This window comes from Acinetobacter sp. YH12252, assembly GCF_013417365.1.
In the GTDB taxonomy this organism is placed as follows: domain Bacteria; phylum Pseudomonadota; class Gammaproteobacteria; order Pseudomonadales; family Moraxellaceae; genus Acinetobacter; species Acinetobacter towneri.
Map to the genome: position 1 here is coordinate 160,655 of NZ_VPEA01000003.1, position 17,657 is coordinate 178,311.

The 17,657-nt window shown below is 41.0% G+C and carries 13 protein-coding genes; 12 read left to right on the top strand and 1 reads right to left on the bottom strand.

What is annotated here, in order from left to right:
• Nucleotides 1–26 precede the first annotated feature (26 nt).
• Complete coding sequence (gene mnmG, locus FTV28_RS04600) at nucleotides 27–1,907, bottom strand: tRNA uridine-5-carboxymethylaminomethyl(34) synthesis enzyme MnmG (RefSeq protein ID WP_179989548.1); 1,881 nt, start codon at nucleotides 1,905–1,907, stop codon at nucleotides 27–29.
• Between the two features lie 242 nt (nucleotides 1,908–2,149).
• On the opposite strand from mnmG, the gene FTV28_RS04605 reads away from it, so the two are divergent.
• From FTV28_RS04605 to dnaE, 12 genes are all read left to right on the top strand, one after another.
• Complete coding sequence (locus tag FTV28_RS04605) at nucleotides 2,150–2,506, top strand: hypothetical protein (protein ID WP_004973135.1); 357 nt, start codon at nucleotides 2,150–2,152, stop codon at nucleotides 2,504–2,506.
• A gap of 187 nt (nucleotides 2,507–2,693) precedes the next feature.
• Nucleotides 2,694–3,605, top strand: a complete 912-nt coding sequence (locus tag FTV28_RS04610; RefSeq protein WP_179989550.1) for a bile acid:sodium symporter family protein — start codon at nucleotides 2,694–2,696, stop codon at nucleotides 3,603–3,605.
• Between the two features lie 83 nt (nucleotides 3,606–3,688).
• Nucleotides 3,689–4,570: a bile acid:sodium symporter family protein gene (locus FTV28_RS04615; RefSeq protein WP_004973133.1), complete on the top strand. Its 882-nt coding sequence runs from the start codon at nucleotides 3,689–3,691 to the stop codon at nucleotides 4,568–4,570.
• A gap of 254 nt (nucleotides 4,571–4,824) precedes the next feature.
• Nucleotides 4,825–5,727 (top strand): 50S ribosomal protein L11 methyltransferase, encoded by a 903-nt coding sequence (gene prmA / locus FTV28_RS04620; RefSeq protein WP_004973131.1) that lies wholly within the window; start codon nucleotides 4,825–4,827, stop codon nucleotides 5,725–5,727.
• Between the two features lie 16 nt (nucleotides 5,728–5,743).
• Nucleotides 5,744–6,598, top strand: coding sequence for a DUF3426 domain-containing protein (locus FTV28_RS04625; protein WP_004973129.1), 855 nt, complete (start codon nucleotides 5,744–5,746; stop codon nucleotides 6,596–6,598).
• A gap of 389 nt (nucleotides 6,599–6,987) precedes the next feature.
• On the top strand, nucleotides 6,988–7,257 hold the full coding sequence (gene fis, locus FTV28_RS04630) for a DNA-binding transcriptional regulator Fis (protein WP_001086304.1): 270 nt from the start codon (nucleotides 6,988–6,990) through the stop codon (nucleotides 7,255–7,257).
• Nucleotides 7,258–7,349: 92 nt separating this feature from the next.
• A complete protein-coding gene (gene purH, locus FTV28_RS04635) occupies nucleotides 7,350–8,924 on the top strand; it encodes a bifunctional phosphoribosylaminoimidazolecarboxamide formyltransferase/IMP cyclohydrolase (protein WP_004973127.1) in 1,575 nt (524 codons plus the stop codon).
• A gap of 171 nt (nucleotides 8,925–9,095) precedes the next feature.
• Nucleotides 9,096–10,379, top strand: coding sequence for a phosphoribosylamine--glycine ligase (purD, locus tag FTV28_RS04640; RefSeq protein ID WP_179989552.1), 1,284 nt, complete (start codon nucleotides 9,096–9,098; stop codon nucleotides 10,377–10,379).
• A gap of 785 nt (nucleotides 10,380–11,164) precedes the next feature.
• Nucleotides 11,165–12,037, top strand: a complete 873-nt coding sequence (locus FTV28_RS04645; protein WP_096900915.1) for a MetQ/NlpA family ABC transporter substrate-binding protein — start codon at nucleotides 11,165–11,167, stop codon at nucleotides 12,035–12,037.
• Nucleotides 12,038–12,111: 74 nt separating this feature from the next.
• Entirely contained in the window at nucleotides 12,112–13,137 is a 1,026-nt protein-coding gene (locus tag FTV28_RS04650; protein ID WP_179989553.1) for a methionine ABC transporter ATP-binding protein, read from the top strand.
• On the top strand, nucleotides 13,134–13,829 hold the full coding sequence (locus tag FTV28_RS04655; protein WP_004973122.1) for a methionine ABC transporter permease: 696 nt from the start codon (nucleotides 13,134–13,136) through the stop codon (nucleotides 13,827–13,829). The genes FTV28_RS04650 and FTV28_RS04655 overlap by 4 nt, the downstream gene beginning before the upstream one ends.
• Before the next feature lie 244 nt (nucleotides 13,830–14,073).
• A complete protein-coding gene (gene dnaE / locus FTV28_RS04660) occupies nucleotides 14,074–17,637 on the top strand; it encodes a DNA polymerase III subunit alpha (RefSeq protein WP_179989555.1) in 3,564 nt (1,187 codons plus the stop codon).
• The last annotated feature ends 20 nt before the right edge of the window (nucleotides 17,638–17,657 follow it).

The following is a 17,657-nucleotide window of genomic DNA, read 5'->3' on the forward strand; positions in this document are numbered from 1 at the left end:
GGGCTTCTTCATCAATCCATCAAACCTTAAGCAGATTTACGTGACTGTGCATTTTTACGAATGGTGATCATCACCAATTGAACTGCGGCAGGTGTCACACCTGGAATACGACTGGCTTGTGCCAAAGTTTCAGGCAAAACATGCTTCAATTTTAGCGTGATTTCACGCGATAAACCTGACACTGCATCATAATCAAAATCGGCAGGGATTTTGGTTTCTTCCAAGCGTTTTAATTGTGCGACATCTTCATGCTGACGGTTGATATAACCTGCATATTTCACTGCAATTTCAATTTGATCGCCCACTTGTGCAGAAACGTCTGAACCCGTTAATTCTGCGATTTGCGCAAAACTGATATTTGGACGTTTTAACAGATCAATCGCAGAACATTCTTTGGATAAATCTGCACCTGTCATTTCAACAAATTTTTTACCCATTGGGTTGTTTGGTGCAGCCCACAAATGTTGTAAACGCCCTGTTTCACGTTCTACTGCTTCCATTTTTTCACAGTAAGCTGCCCAACGAGTGTCATCCACCAAACCAAGCTCACGACCAATTGGCGTCAAACGCTGATCGGCATTATCTTCACGCAACATCAAACGGTATTCCGCACGTGAGGTAAACATGCGGTACGGTTCTTTGGTACCTAGCGTGATCAAATCATCAACCAATACACCAATATAAGCTTCGTCACGTTTTGGTGTCCATTGTTCCTGATCCCAAGCGCGACGTGCCGCATTCAAACCAGCTAACATACCTTGCGCACCCGCTTCTTCATAGCCAGTCGTACCATTAATTTGACCTGCAAAATACAAGTTATTAATGGCTTTGGTTTCCAAAGTGAATTTCAAGGCTTGTGGATTGAAGTAATCATATTCAATCGCATAACCTGGACGCAAAATATGCGCATTTTCCATACCACGAATTGAACGAACTAACTCGAACTGCACATCAAACGGTAAAGAGGTTGAAATCCCGTTTGGATACAATTCATGTGTATCTAAACCTTCAGGCTCCAAAAATACCTGATGCGAGTCTTTATCAGAAAAACGGTGAATTTTATCTTCAATCGATGGGCAGTAACGTGGGCCAACACCTTCAATCACACCTGTATACATCGGTGAACGATCTAAACCACCACGAATAATTTCGTGAGTACGTTCATTGGTATGGGTGATATAGCAGTTCACTTGTTCAGGGTGCATCGACACATCACCCATGAATGACATGGTTGGTGATGGGAAATCACCTGGCTGCGGAATCATGACCGAAAAATCGACTGAGCGTGCATCAATACGTGGTGGCGTACCTGTTTTTAAACGCCCTACAGGCAAATTTAATTCACGTAAACGTGCCGCCAAAGCAATTGATGGAGGATCGCCTGCACGACCACCGCTCGATTTTTCTAAACCGATGTGAATCACACCACCCAAGAATGTACCTGTGGTCAATACCACGGTTTTCGCATCAAAACGAATCCCCATTTGAGTGACTACACCTTTTACAGTATCGCCTTCTACAATCAGGTCATCGGCTGCTTGTTGGAAAATATCTAAATTGGCTTGGTTTTCTAAAGTGGCGCGAATCGCAGCTTTAAAGCGAACTCGGTCTGCCTGCGCACGTGTTGCACGAACAGCAGCACCTTTACGCGAGTTTAAAATACGGAATTGAATCCCGCTTTTATCGGCAGCCAATGCCATTGCGCCGCCTAAGGCATCAATCTCACGTACCAAATGTGACTTACCAATCCCGCCAATTGCAGGGTTACAGCTCATCTGCCCTAAAGTCTCAATGTTATGAGTTAAGAGTAAGGTTTGACGACCCATACGTGCTGCTGCAAGCGCCGCTTCGGTGCCTGCGTGACCGCCACCAATAACAATGACATCGTAAACTTTAGGATAGTGCATAATGGTCAATGAGAGATAAAAAATAAAGACGGAATATTATAGCAAAACTTGTGGCATAAGTTGACAGATTCAGTCGATTTTATTGGCTTAACCGCGCTACAAAATTAATATTTTGTAATCCAAATTTGCATTTTTACTGTACATAAAAACATTTAGACCTAAAAATTAACCAGATCACCGTTGTTTTAATTTGTCTATTTTTTATCCTAAAAGCACAGATATGAGAAACAAAGGGAAACATCATGAATAAGAAAATTTTGCTGTCCTCTATGCTTTGTGGCTTATTTTTCAGTCCATTTGCAGTGCAGGCAAATGATAAAGTAGAAACCGTCTATAACGCGCAAAAATTCCAGCAAGTCTGTAAAGGTAAAACTCAGGGCGCACCAGTAAGCTTTGCTTATCGTGGGATTATCTGGAATGGTACCTGTGAACCACAATTCTTTAGTTCATCTAAAGCAGTGCAATTACAAGGCAATGAGCCTGAATTATACCGTTCTTGTATGGCAGATGCGCAAAGTACCGTCATTACAGTCAATGGTACTGAGTTAAAAGGCAAATGTGCCTTAGGCTTTACGCCACCACGCCCTGCTGCCATGTGATCAATCACTTAATCTATATTTTCATGAACAGATCGGCTTGTATTCATTCAAACTGAAAGCATGAAAATAACACCAAAGCAGTCATTTATAAGAAGTGACTGCTTTGTTTATTGCACAAGCTCAAAAAACAATTACACTGCAAAGAGAGGGAAAATTATACCCATAAGAAAAAAATAAAGGATGTGCTATGGATTCAGGCTTTTTTACCTTTTTTCTACCACTGACCTTGGCTGTGATGATGATGGGCTTAGGCTTACAACTCACGCCTAAAGACTTTATTCGGGTCAATCAATTTCCTAAAGTCATTTTTTTAACGCTTTTTTCACAATTGGTCATTTTGCCTGTTTTAGCATTTTCAATTTGTTTATTTTTAGAATTGCCACCGCTATTGGCAATTGGCTTAATGCTGCTTGCTGCCTCACCAGGGGGGCCTACTGCGAACTTATTTAGCTATGTCTATAAAGGTGACGTTGCCCTAAATATTACCCTAACCGCAATGAACTCTGTGATGGCAACCTTTACCCTGCCTTTTATTGTTAATTTGTCTTTTCTATATTTTATGACCGATCAACAACAAATTGGCATGCCTATTGAAAAAATGGCACAGGTTTTTTTACTGATTATTGTGCCTGTATGTGTAGGAATGGCGGTGCGTAATGCGATGCCACAAATTGCATTACAGTTGGGCAAACCTATGCGTTTGATGTCCATTTATTTCATTTTCGCTTTATTCTTTTATGCGCTTTTCCGCGAACGCGCCAATGTCTTTGACTATTTCAGTGCAATTGGCATCGCAACTGCACTATTTTGCTTTTTAAGTTTACTTATTGGTTATCTGGTGCCGTATTTGGCGGGTGTGCCTGATCAACAAGCACGCTCCTGTTGTTTTGAAATTGGCATTCATAACACTGCCGTTGCTTTAACCATTGCACTATCAGTTTTGCAAAGCACTGAAATTGCCATTCCTTCTGCGATTTACACCATTTTTATGTATATGTTCAGCTTTATTTTAGGGAGTATGTTAGCTAGACAATCTGCCAAACTTGCCCATCAACACAAACAGGAGCAGAGTTTAAACCACAATAAAAATACAATTTAAAACGTGAGCAAAATTAACTACATATTAAACAAACAGTTAAATATCAAATAAATTATTGTAGATGTAAAAACAAAGGAGTGTTTATGGATTCAGGATTAATCACAATATTTTTGCCGCTGGCTTTGGCCGTGGTCATGGCTGGACTTGGCTTAGAACTCACTCCTAACGACTTTAAACGGGTGAGCAAACACCCCAAAGCAGTGTTTATTGCTTTATTTTGTCAATTGGTCGTCCTGACAGCAATTGCATTTTTTATTTGTAAACTGCTGAATTTACCACCATTGCTTGCAGTCGGACTCATGCTACTGGCAGCATCTCCTGGCGGGCCAACAGCCAACTTGTTTAGCTACTTATATAAGGGCGATATTGCCCTAAACATCACCCTTACTGCCGTCAATTCCGTGATTGCAGCATTTACCTTACCACTGATTGTCAACTTTGCCATTCAGCATTTTATGCAGGATGGGCAACAAGTTGGCTTACAATTTGCCAAAGTATTGCAGGTGTTTTTAATTATTATTATCCCTGTCACTTTAGGGATGTTAGTACGCCATTTTAGCCCTCAAACGGCAGACCGCTTAAACAAACCTGTGCGTATTTTTGCTGTGGTTTTTCTAATTGTGATTATTATTGGCGCAATTGCCAAAGAGCGAAACAACATCATGCTTTATTTGGCAGATGTAGGACTTGCCACTGCCCTGTTCTGTGCCTGCAGTTTATTGATTGGTTATTTTGTCCCGCGTTTCTTTGGCGTAAATAGCCAACAAGCCCGAGCCTGCGCCTTTGAAATTGGCATTCACAACAGTACCCTTGCAATGACTATCGCCCTAACCGTTATGTCAAGCTCAACCATTGCCATGCCTGCTGCGGTTTATTCTATTTTCATGTATATTTTTGCCGCAATTTTAGGCACATTACTAAATAAATTTGTGCCGACACCTGCATCGGAGCAATCTGCATCCTAAACAAGTCTCTCAATCATCCCCAATCCAGCAATTTGACTGTTTTGGGGATGATTGAGCGATGATGGTTCAAACAAATTCTTAACTTATATTTTTTAGAGTTATATTTTTGTCACATTATTCGACTATAAGCATAAAGCGAATTTGAAACTTCCAATCGTATAGAGTTTTCCCTTTCGCAATCCGAATAAAAAATAACAGCGTCTGCACCAGTTCAGTTACAATAGCGCTTTCGCATTAAATTTTAGGTTATCTCCGTGAAGTGGTTACAAATACATATTACTGTTGATCAAGCGCAAGTCGATTTTACTGAAACCCTGCTCAGTTCATTGGGTGCAGTCAGCGTAACCTTAGATGATGCGGAAAATCAGGACTTACTTGAGCCACTGCCAGGTGAAACACCACTTTGGAACAAAGTCATTGTGACAGGTATTTATGCACAAGACGAAGGTGAAGAAATTGATGTTGCAGCCTTAGAAACCTTTATTCGTGCGCAAATGCCAGATGCCCCTTTACGCAGTGAATTTTTGGAAGATCAGGTTTGGGAACGCTCATGGATGGATTACTACGAGCCAATCCAGATTGCAGAGAAATTCTGGATTGTACCTGAATGGTTAGAACCACCTGAGGCAGATGCAGTCAATATTAAACTTGACCCAGGTTTGGCTTTTGGTACAGGTAACCATGCCAGTACGTTCCTGTGCCTGCAATGGTTAGGTAAAACCAATGTAAAAGATAAAGTCGTGATCGACTACGGTTGTGGTTCAGGTATTTTAGGAGTAGCGGCTTTGTTGCTCGGTGCAAAAAAAGTCTATGCGACTGATATTGACCCGCAAGCAGTTTTAGCGACCAAACAAAATGCTGAACTCAACGGTGTACTTAAAAACTTATATGTTGGACTTCCAGAAGAGTTCAATGAAACCATTGGCAATGAAAAAGCAGACATTTTGGTTGCCAATATTTTGGCAGGCCCATTAATGATGCTTGCGCCAGAGTTTGCAACTTTAATTAAATCTGAGGGCGAGTTCGCACTTGCAGGTGTAATTGAAGAGCAAGTTGCTGAAGTTTCTAGTGTTTATTCTGAATTTTTTGATATAGTACAAGTCGAAAAACGTGAAGAAAACTGGTGTCGAATTTCTGGGAAACGCCATCCCCACTAACTGTAATTTTTGAGTTATGAGTGACAAGCAAACCAAGTGCCCTGAATGCCAAACTGTTTATAAAGTATCCGTTGCGCAGCTGACCGTTGCGCAAGGGATGGTTTGTTGTCCTAAATGCGACAATACCTTTAATGCTCTTTCGCATTTGGTATTTGCCTTTCCTCAAAATAAAAACTCAGTCACATCACAATTACATCACATTCAAAACCGCAGTTTTATGCAGGCAACTGCTGAACTTGCGCAACCGCAACATATTTTAGATATTTTTCAGCGTAAAGTTGAACATTCCAATATTGATCTGAAAACCTATCTGAATAACCTCAATTATTTCAGTACTGAACCGATTGGCAACATTCCTGCCATGAAGTTGTCTGCGCCTGATCTTGAAAGTGAAAAAAAGCATGGCAATGGTTACTACTTACTTTGGGGAATTATTAATCTTTTATTGATTGGCTTGTTGATCTTCCAAATTTTGTGGTTTAACCCAAAGTTTTTAAACAGCAGCCCTGCACTGAATTCTGTGTTTACCCAAGTCTGTCAATTTTTTAACTGTAGCAGTTTAGAAGAACGCTATAGCTTAATTTCAGCAAATCGCGTGAAGGTTAAACGTGTAGATCGTATGAATACACAATTTACGGGTGAGCTGATCAATTACTATGATAAAAGCTTGGCTTTGCCTAATATCAAAGTCACTTTAAAAGAAAAACAACAAACATTATCGACTTACATCTATTCCCCACAGGAGTATTTGGTCGAAAGTCTTTCGAGCATTCAACGTATTCCTAAAAACAGTCCATTTAAGTTTGACATTTTAGTTCCAATATCACGAAACGACTTCGATGCCTATACTTTAGAAATTATCAAGCCTTAATTCACAAAAAAATAGTGAAAAAATAGCGAAAAAAATTAAAAAAATTGCAGTTTTCTTGCTCACTTTTTCTCATACAATGGTATCATACGCGCCACGAAAGCTTTGTGCTGCAAACTCCTCGCAAGATTCACAACAAATATAGATCTGTCTAATGCGCTTTATTTTTATATATCGCGTACAGAGTAGATTTTTTGTTTTGATTTTGGTCTGTAACAATTATTAATGTATTGTTACGCTTAAATTTCGACCAATGCCTAGAGTTGTGGCAAGCTAAATGTTCCAGTTTTAGAACTTCCCGTTTTAGGATCTAAAACGGAGTTCATTTAATTTATAGACCACATTGATATATCACTTTATCCCAGTGATATCTGATTTTCGGATTAATTCGCATGAATAGCAAATCTCCTATTTTTACTGCACAATCTGATGTTGCTTTACGTATTCACGTAGATCGCGCAGTTCGCCATTATTTTGCACAACTACAAGGTGAACAACCTTCACAAGTGTATGACATGGTGTTAGCAGAAATGGAGAAACCTCTTTTATCTGTTGTTCTTGAATACACTCGCGGTAACCAAACACGCGCTGCTGAAATTCTTGGACTAAACCGTGGTACTTTACGTAAAAAGTTAAAAGCTCACGGTTTAATGAGTGAATAAGTGATAAAATGCTTGCGACCTCCGCAGGCATTTTTTTTACCTGCATTTTGCTAGTTTGTTTTAATCTGTAATTGAAAACTGTGACGAAGATCATGACTATTAAACGCGCTTTAATCTCTGTTTCTGACAAAACAGGTATTGTTGAATTTGCACAAGACCTTGCTGCTCTTGGGGTAGAAATTTTATCTACTGGCGGTACTTATAAGTTGCTTAAAGACAACAATATTGCTGTCGTAGAAGTATCAGAGCATACTGGTTTCCCTGAAATGATGGATGGTCGTGTAAAAACGTTACACCCAAAAATTCATGGCGGTATCTTGGCTCGTCGTGGTCTAGACGAAGCAGTCATGGCAGAACACAATATTGATGCCATCGACTTGGTTGTTGTTAACCTTTATCCATTTGCTGCGACTGTTGCAAAACCAAATTGTTCACTTGCAGATGCGATTGAGAACATCGACATTGGTGGCCCTACTATGGTTCGCGCTGCAGCGAAAAACCATGCTTCTGTAGGTATTGTAGTAAATGCTTCTGACTATGCGACTGTTATTGCAGAAATGAAAAGCAACGGTGCATTGTCTTACGAAACTCGTTTTGATTTGGCAGTGAAAGCATTTGAACACACTGCACAATATGACGGCATGATCGCCTCTTACTTAGGTGCACGTGTAGGTAAAGAAGAAGGTACTGCTGACCAATTTGCACGTACATTCAATACACAATTGAACAAAGCGCAAGATTTACGTTACGGCGAAAACCCGCATCAATCTGCAGCGTTCTATGTAGACCCTGCTGCAACTGAAGCTTCTGTTTCTACAGCGAAACAGCTTCAAGGTAAAGAATTATCTTATAACAACATTGCAGATACTGATGCCGCACTTGAATGTGTGAAATCATTTGCAAAACCTGCTTGTGTGATCGTAAAACACGCGAACCCATGTGGTGTTGCTGTATCTTTAGACGGTATTCAAGCGGCTTATGACCTTGCTTATGCAACTGACCCTGAATCTGCATTTGGTGGCATCATTGCGTTTAACCGTGAGTTAGACGTTGCCACTGCACAAGCGATTGTAGACCGTCAATTCGTTGAAGTGATCATTGCACCAAGCATTGCTGATGGCGTACTTGAAGTGACTGGCGCGAAGAAAAACGTACGTGTACTGGTATGTGGCGAACTTCCTGCGATTGATGCACGCGCTCCACAAATGGATTACAAACGTGTCAACGGCGGTTTATTGGTTCAAGATCAAGACTTGGGCATGATCACTAAAGATGACTTAAAAGTTGTGACCAAACGTGCACCAACTGAACAAGAAATTGACGACATGATCTTTGCTTGGAAAGTTGCGAAATACGTAAAATCGAACGCAATTGTTTATGCAAAAAACCGTCAGACCATTGGTGTTGGTGCAGGTCAAATGAGCCGTGTAAACTCTGCTCGTATTGCTGCCATTAAAGCAGAACATGCAGGTTTAGTGGTTGAAGGTGCAGTAATGGCATCTGACGCATTCTTCCCATTCCGTGATGGTATTGATAACGCAGCTAAAGCTGGTATCAAATGCATTATTCAACCGGGTGGTTCTATGCGTGATGAAGAAACGATTGCAGCAGCAGATGAAGCTGGTATTGCAATGGTCTTCACTGGCATGCGTCATTTCCGTCACTAATTAAACTCATTAATTAGAAGTCGTATTTAATAATCCTCCGAAATCCCCCTTTTTTATAAAAGGGGGACTTTTCACGTAAGGGAACTGTGTTTTTATGCACAATCTCCTTCCTTTTCAAGGGTGAAAAGCATAGCTTCGCTAGGGGGATTTTATTCTTTGAGGGATTTTTAGATGAATATTTTAGTTTTAGGTAGCGGCGGTCGTGAACATGCGTTGGCATGGAAAATCGCACAAGATGACAAAGTCGCTAAAGTCTTCGTTGCACCGGGTAATGCAGGTACGGCAACAGAAAACAAATGCGAGAATGTAGCGTTAGATATTCAAAATAACCCTGCAATCATCGACTTTGCCAAAAATAATGCTGTTGATTTAATCATTGTTGGCCCTGAAGCACCACTGGTCAATGGTGTAGTAGATGCCTGCCGTGAAGCGGGTTTAAAAATTTGGGGCCCAACCCAGTTTGCTGCACAGCTTGAAGGTTCTAAAGCCTTTGCCAAGCACTTTTTAAAACGTCACAACATTCCAACTGCATTCTATGACGTATTCACCGAAGTTGATGCGGCAAAAGCATTTGTTGAAAAAAATGGTGCTCCAATCGTGATCAAGGCGGACGGTCTTGCTGCAGGTAAAGGCGTGATCGTGGCGATGACCAATCAAGAAGCATTTGATGCAATTGATGACATGCTAGCAGGCAACAAATTTGGTGATGCAGGTTCACGTGTAGTCATTGAAGAATTCCTTGCAGGTGAAGAAGCTTCTTTCATTTGTATGATTGATGGCGACAACATCCTTCCTATGGCAACTTCACAAGACCACAAGCGTATTTTTGAAGGCGACCAAGGTCCAAATACTGGTGGTATGGGTGCATACTCTCCTGCCCCTGTCGTGACTGCAGACGTATTTGAAAAAACCATGAATGAAGTGATGCGTCCTACTGTTGAAGGTATGAAAAAAGACGGTCATGTTTATACAGGTTTCTTATACGCAGGCTTAATGATTGACGACAAAGGTCAACCAAAAGTGATCGAGTTTAACTGCCGTTTTGGTGACCCAGAAACACAACCAATTATGATGCGCTTAAAGTCATCTTTGGTAGATTTGGTTGAAGCAGGTATTGCTGGCAACTTACCTGCCGAAGCAGACTGGGATGAACGCAAAACTGTCGGGATTGTATTGGCGACTGCGGGTTACCCTGAAACTTCAGGCAAAGGTGATGTGATTTCTGGTTTAGAAACACAAATGGCAGATGCGAAAGTATTCCACGCAGGTACAGCAAGCAATGCCGATGGTGAGATTGTGACCAATGGTGGTCGTGTACTGTGTGTAACTGCGCTCGGTAATACCATTGGCGAAGCGCAAGCTAAAGCCCTTGAACTGTGCGAAAAAGTTACCTTTGATGGTGTGCAATATCGTAAAGATATTGGCTATCGTGCCGTTGCGCGTGAAAATGCTTAATGTTTTTAGTTTAGTCTAAAAATTTAAGCCCATCAAAAAGCTCGTCACTGTACGAGCTTTTTGTTTATCAGGTTGTAACTCATGTACATTGTGGTAATCTACGTTTATAAAATACTTTAGATCAATAAACATGCAAAAAATAAAAAGCTTCAAAGAATTTTTAATTTCAATATTCGTTGAGTTTACATTGCAAATACTTTTTATTTTTGCAGGATTAATATATTTGGCTTATGTTTTTATAGGGATAGGTTCATTGTTACTCTGTTTGCCTTATATATGGGCGATATATTATCGTTGGAAAAATCATTCATAACTTCTTTTATGTATTTACAGCCATGTTCTGATTCTTGTAACTAAGCCGATTTCATACCGACAATTTCATATCTCGTTTTTTACTATCGATTGCAGAATAAATTTTAAAGCACCTAAATATTTAAACACTTGTTCAAATCCTTAATCTTTACAGAATATATTTATTTATAAGAACTTATTTTGACTTATTCGCTTTCTGTTGTAAAAACAGTGATATGCATAACATACACAGCACTATATAGAATTATTTTTTATTGTTATGATGGTGCATCTTTTGAAAAAGTGAATTGCCCATCCATCTCAAAATTATTGATTGAGCTGTGGGCTGACTTTTTCAGTACTCAAACAATACCTACAACATATTTGAGAAACATACAAAATCATCATCATGCGATTCCATCCATCGTGCTGATTTGATTCTTCTCAATCATTGGCAACTTTAGGCACTGCTTAAACTTGCTCGGGATATATTCATGAAAAAGCTCCTTGGTCTTGTACTTGGTCTTTCAGTTGGCTTGGCTGGCTGTGGCAAACAAGAAGCGCCTGCGACTGACGCGGCACAAAAAGATTCTTCTGCTCTACACACTGTCACTATGGCATCGACTGGTTCAGATGCAGATATTTGGCGTTTTATTGCCGACTTACCTGAAACCAAAGCAGCAGGTATTCAACTTGAAGTGAAAAACTTCACCGATTACGTGTCAATGAACACGGCGGTAGCAAATAAAGAAATTGATCTTAACGCATTCCAATCTTATGCCTATATGGTGGCATTTAATGCCAACAATAAAGATCAAATTGCACCGGTCGCAACAACTTACTTAGAGCCAATGGGTATTTACTCAAGCAAAGTGAAAAAGTTGGATGAGTTCAAAACAGGTGCAACCATTGCTATTCCAAATGATGGTGCCAATGAATCACGTGCACTGTTATTACTTCAATCGGCTGGTTTGGTTAAACTGAAAGATGGTTTTGACAATGTTCAAGGCACGCCTGCAGACATCGTAGAAAATGCTAAGCAAATTCAAATCAAACCAATTCAAATGGCAACGGCTGTACGTGTAAAAGATGAAGTCGATGCAATTGTCTTGGGCAACACCCTTGCAATGGAAGGTGGTTTGAACGTACTGAAAGATTCAATTTATTACGAACCAATTGACCAAAGCACAAAAATGAATGTCAATATTCTCGCGACTGCTGCAGATCGTCAAAATGACCCAATCTTGCAAAAAGTAGGTGCGTTGTATCATACCGAAGCGGTGAAGCAATATATTGATCAGCACTTTGGCGGAACAAAAGTTGCGGTAAATAAACCTGTCAGCTATTTCACTGAAGCAGCAAAATAGTAATATAATGCGTTAAACAAAACAGGCAAAGCGAACTTTGCCTGTTTTTTCATTTATGGACATTTCTTGACGATATGATTGAATTTAAAAACATTTCAAAGCACTATCAGCTCAAAGGTCAAACACTGCGTGCGTTGGATCAAATTAATCTACAAATTCCAACAGGCAGTATTTTTGGCATTATTGGCTATAGTGGTGCAGGTAAAAGTACGTTAATCCGCTTGATCAATTTGTTGGAGCGTCCAAATGCTGGGCAAGTCATCATTCATCAAAAAGATTTTACTGCACTCAATGCCCGTGAATTGCGTCAAGAACGTGCCCATATTGGAATGATTTTTCAGCACTTCAATTTATTGCAGACCAAAACTGTGGCTGCCAATATTGAAATGCCGATGAAACTGTTAGGCTGGAACAAAGCCAAACGTGAAAAACGTTTAAATGAATTACTTGAGTTTATTGATTTAAAACATAAAAAAGATGCCTATCCTGATGAACTTTCAGGCGGACAAAAGCAACGTGTCGGTATTGCGCGTGCGCTAGCCAATCATCCTAAAATTTTACTCTGCGATGAAGCGACTTCGGCACTTGATCCGCAGACTACCAAATCTGTACTGGAATTACTGAAAAAAATTAACCGTGAACAAGGCATTACCATTGTAATGGTGACGCATGAAATGGATGTGATTGAATCGGTTTGTGATTATGTTGCAGTGATGGAACAAGGCAAAGTGATTGAAACAGGTTCAACCTTGGAAATTTTTAGTCAGCCGCAACACCCGACCACTAAAAGCTTCATTCAAACTGTGTTGCAGCAACAATTGCCTATCAATATTTTGAATAATCTGGAAAATCAAAATCAGCACAGCATTTATTGTCTGAAATTTTTAGGTAAATCAGCTCAGGAAACCGTAATTCAAGCCGTCATTAAACAGTTTGATATCAGCCTGAATATTTTATTTGCCAATATGACCGAAATTGATGGCGCTGTGATTGGGCAAATGTTTATACAATTGCTCGGTGATGCAAGCGTCATTCAACAAGCACTTGAATTTCTGCAAGCCAATGGTGTTGAAGTTGAACAGTCAGGAGTACAAGCATGAGAGATTTAATTGTACAGTGGCTGACCTCAGTAACTGCGCCTTTCTGGAAAAGCTCTTTATCTATTGACCAATTTGTTACGGCCTTACAAGAAACCTTTCACATGGTGTTCTTTGCCATGTTGTTTGGTTGTATCTGGGGCTTTATTCAGGGCATTACCCTTGTAGTGACTCGTCCGACAGGTATTTTGCCAAACCGTGTGATTTATCACGGGCTTAACCCGATTGTAAACGCACTGCGCTCCCTACCCTTTATTATTTTATTGATTGCGGTGATTCCGCTGACTAAATTGTTAGTGGGTACATCCATCGGAACTTGGGCAGCCATTGTACCGCTGACCATTTATGTCGGCCCGTATATTGGTCGTTTGGTAGAAACTTCACTACTTGAAGTCAATGAAGGGATTGTCGAATCTGCACAGGCAATGGGTGCTACACCATTACAAATTATCTTCAAATTTATTTTACCTGAAGCACGCAGCTCACTCATTTTGAACCTAACTACAGCCACCATTAGCTTAATTGGCGCAACTGCGATGGCAGGTGCAGTCGGTGCAGGCGGCATTGGTGACCTTGCTATTTCTTATGGTTATCAACGCTTTGATAGTAGTGTCGTGATGCTAACCGTGGTGGTCTTATTAATTTTAGTGCAATTGGTGCAAAGTTTAGGCGATTGGTTATCTAAACTCAGATAAATCTTTCATCTACACATCAGAAATAGATTCACCATTTAACTCCTTGCTACTCGTATGAGTGTGTAAGGGGTTAAAACCACACTCCTTCTCCATGCATACGTGATTCACGCCATATCAACATCCAAAAAACTGAAATTTTGATATACGGTCAAGATCATCGAAAACCGTAGGAAAAACTTTGCAGCATGTTTTGTCTTGAGCAGAGCATGCTAAACTAACCCGTGATTTTTTAAGGGACTGATTCATGCGCTTTGTTCATTTAGGTATACATACAGAATTTTCGATTACCGAGTCGATTGTACGCGTACCTGACTTGATTAAAGCTGCAGTCAATGAAGAAATGCCTGCTTTGGCATTGACCGATCTCTCTAACCTGCACGCTGCCGTAAAGTTTTATGGCAAATGTTTGGGGCAAGGCATCAAACCGATTTTAGGTTCAGTGCTGCGTTTAAATGATGCCGATCATCGTGTGACGCTATTGTCGATGAACAATCACGGCTGGCGCAATCTGACCGAACTGGTGTCGCGTGGCTATATTGAAGGTCAGCAACTCAATATCCCTTGCGTCAATAAAGCATGGATTTTAGAACAAGCCAATGATCTGATTCTGTTACTCGGCATTCAAAGTGATGTCGGCAAAATGCTGATCACGTCCAATCCACAAAAAGCCGAACCGTTGCTAGAAGAATGGATCGAAAAATTTGGTAATCGGGTCTATTTGGCGCTGACCCGTACAGATCGTCCCGATGAAGATGCTTTTATTGCCGAAGCGGTTAAATTAGCTAAAAAATATAATATTGGCGTGGTGGCACATAATGATGTGCACTTTGTCCGCCGTGAAGATTATGAAGCGCACGAAGCGCGAGTTTGTATTGCCGATGGTTATGTTTTAGGGGATAACCGTCGTCCTAAAACGTATAGTCCTGAGCAATATTTTAAAACTACTGCAGAAATGACGGAATTATTTTCCGACATTCCAAGTGCTATTGAAAACAGCTATCACATTGCCAAACGCTGTAACGTCACGCTGCAATTGGGTAAATATTTCCTTCCAGATTATCCAATTCCAGACGGACACACCATTGATACCTACTTCGCGCACCTATCCAAACAAGGTTTAGAAGAACGTCTAAATGTGCTCTATCCTGTCACACAGCGCGATGAAGACTGGGCAGAAATTCGCAAACCTTATGATGAACGAATTGAATACGAAATTAATATTATTAACTCGATGGGCTTCCCGGGTTACTTCCTCATCGTCATGGACTTTATTCAATGGTCTAAAAATAATGGCGTACCTGTTGGGCCGGGTCGTGGTTCAGGCGCAGGCTCATTGGTCGCTTATAGCTTAAAAATTACCGACTTAGACCCATTGCGTTATGAACTACTCTTTGAACGTTTCTTAAACCCAGAACGTGTATCCATGCCCGACTTTGACGTCGATTTCTGTATTGCAGGACGCGATAAAGTCATTGATTATGTGGCACGCACCTATGGACGTGATGCGGTATCACAAATTGCCACTTTCGGTACTATGGCCGCCAAAGGTGCGATTCGAGATGTCGCACGGGTTTTGGGCAAGTCTTATGGTTTGGCAGACCGTATTTCTAAATTGATTCCAACTAAACCTTTAGGGCTTAGTTTGGAAGAATCAATTGAAGCCGAACCACAGCTGAAAGATGTGGTGACCAATCCATCTAACCCAGACTATGACGATGCTTCAGAAATTTGGGAAATGGCTTTAAAACTTGAAGGCATTACCCGCAACACAGGCAAACACGCAGGTGGTGTGGTCATTGCACCAACCAAAATCACCGACTTTTCTGCGGTTATGTGCGATGCTGATGGAACCGCCCGTGTTGCACAATACGATAAAGACGATGTTGAATCGGCAGGTTTGGTCAAATTTGACTTCTTGGGTTTACGTAACCTGACGGTTATTGAAGATGCAGTACAAAATATCAATAAACGCATCCAAGCCGATACACCGCTAGATATTGCCCATATTCCATTGGACGATAAAGACGCCTATTTAGTCTTTGCCAATGCCAACACCACAGCGGTATTCCAGTTTGAATCCGTGGGCATGAAAAAGATGCTGAAAGAAGCACGCCCAAGCAAATTTGAGGAAATTATTGCCTTCGTGTCCTTGTATCGTCCTGGCCCGATGGATCTCATTCCAGACTTTATTCACCGTATGCACGGTGGCGAGTTTGAGTATCTGCATCCTTTGCTAGAAGGTGTGCTTGAACCAACCTACGGCATTATGGTTTATCAGGAACAGGTAATGCAGGCGGCACAGTATTGTGCAGGCTATACCCTCGGTGGTGCGGACTTACTACGTCGTGCTATGGGTAAGAAAAAACCTGAAGAAATGGTGAAACAGCGCCAAATCTTTATTGAAGGTGCTGCGAAAAAAGACATTGATGCCGCCACAGCCAACCATATTTTCGACTATATGGAAAAGTTCGCAGGCTACGGTTTTAACAAATCCCACGCGGCTGCTTATGCCCTCGTTGCCTATCAGACGGCATGGCTGAAAGCACATTACCCTGCCGAATTCTTGGCTGCGGTAATGTCGTCGGAAATGCAAAACACCGATAACGTGGTGTTCCTGATTGATGACTGTCGCCACAATGGTCTGGAAGTTTTACCACCTTCGGTAAATATGTCTTTGTATCATTTCCACGCCAGCGATGAACGCACCATTGTCTACGGACTTGGCGCAATTAAAGGCGTGGGCGAACAAGCCATGCAATCGGTGATTGATTCTCGCCAAAAAGAAGGTCCATACCGCGATTTATTTGACTTCTGTCATCGTATTGATTTGAAAAAAATCAACAGACGAACCCTTGAAGCCTTAATTCGTGCGGGTGCATTAGACTGTTTAGGCATCGAACGCTCAAGTTTAATGGCACAATTGCCAGAAGCGGTACAAGCGGCGGAACAAGCACGTTCCAACCGTGAAACAGGCATCATGGATTTATTTGGTGAAGTTGAAGAAGTACAACGTAAGCCTGCCAAACCTGTAAAACCATGGTCAGATGAAGTCCGACTTAAAGGTGAAAAAGACACACTTGGACTTTACCTCACTGGTCACCCGATTGATGTCTATCGCAATGAATTAAAAGCCTTTATTCCAAGTAAAATTAATGAACTGACGCCAACCCGTCGTGGCGTGACCACCGTCTTTGCAGGCTTGGTGGTGGATGTCGCCAACTTCCCAAATCGGATGGTGGTCACTTTAGATGATGGTACGGCACGTATTGAAGTATCTGCCAACCATGAGCGCTTCCAACGCTTTAAAGATATTGTACAAACTGAAAAAGTGGTGGTGATTGAAGGCGAAATTTACGAACGTGAAGGTTTTGACCGCCCAATGGGACGCTTAACCAAAGCGTTTAGCTTGAATGAAATTCGTCAAAAACGCGCCAATAGTATTCAAATTCACTTGCATGCAGAACATTTAAGCAAGACCTTGAGTCAAGACTTACAAAATATGTTGCTGCCTTATTGTAATGTGGATTTATGCACGCATATTCCTGTTTTATTGCACCTTGACTATGCTTATGCCACTGCAGAATTACATTTGGGCATTCAGTGGAAAATCGCACCCTTAGATGAAGCCTTGGTCAAATTGCGTGACTATTTTGGTAAAGAAAGCCTGCATATCGAATATCAAGTGAAATCCAAAGCCGCGAAAGCTGTCGATGTGGCGAAACCTGCATCGATTGCTCCACCACCTGCTGATATGAGCATGGATGATGCTATGGATTTATACCATACCGAAGTTGATCAATATTCTTAATTAAAAATTTAACCCATCTG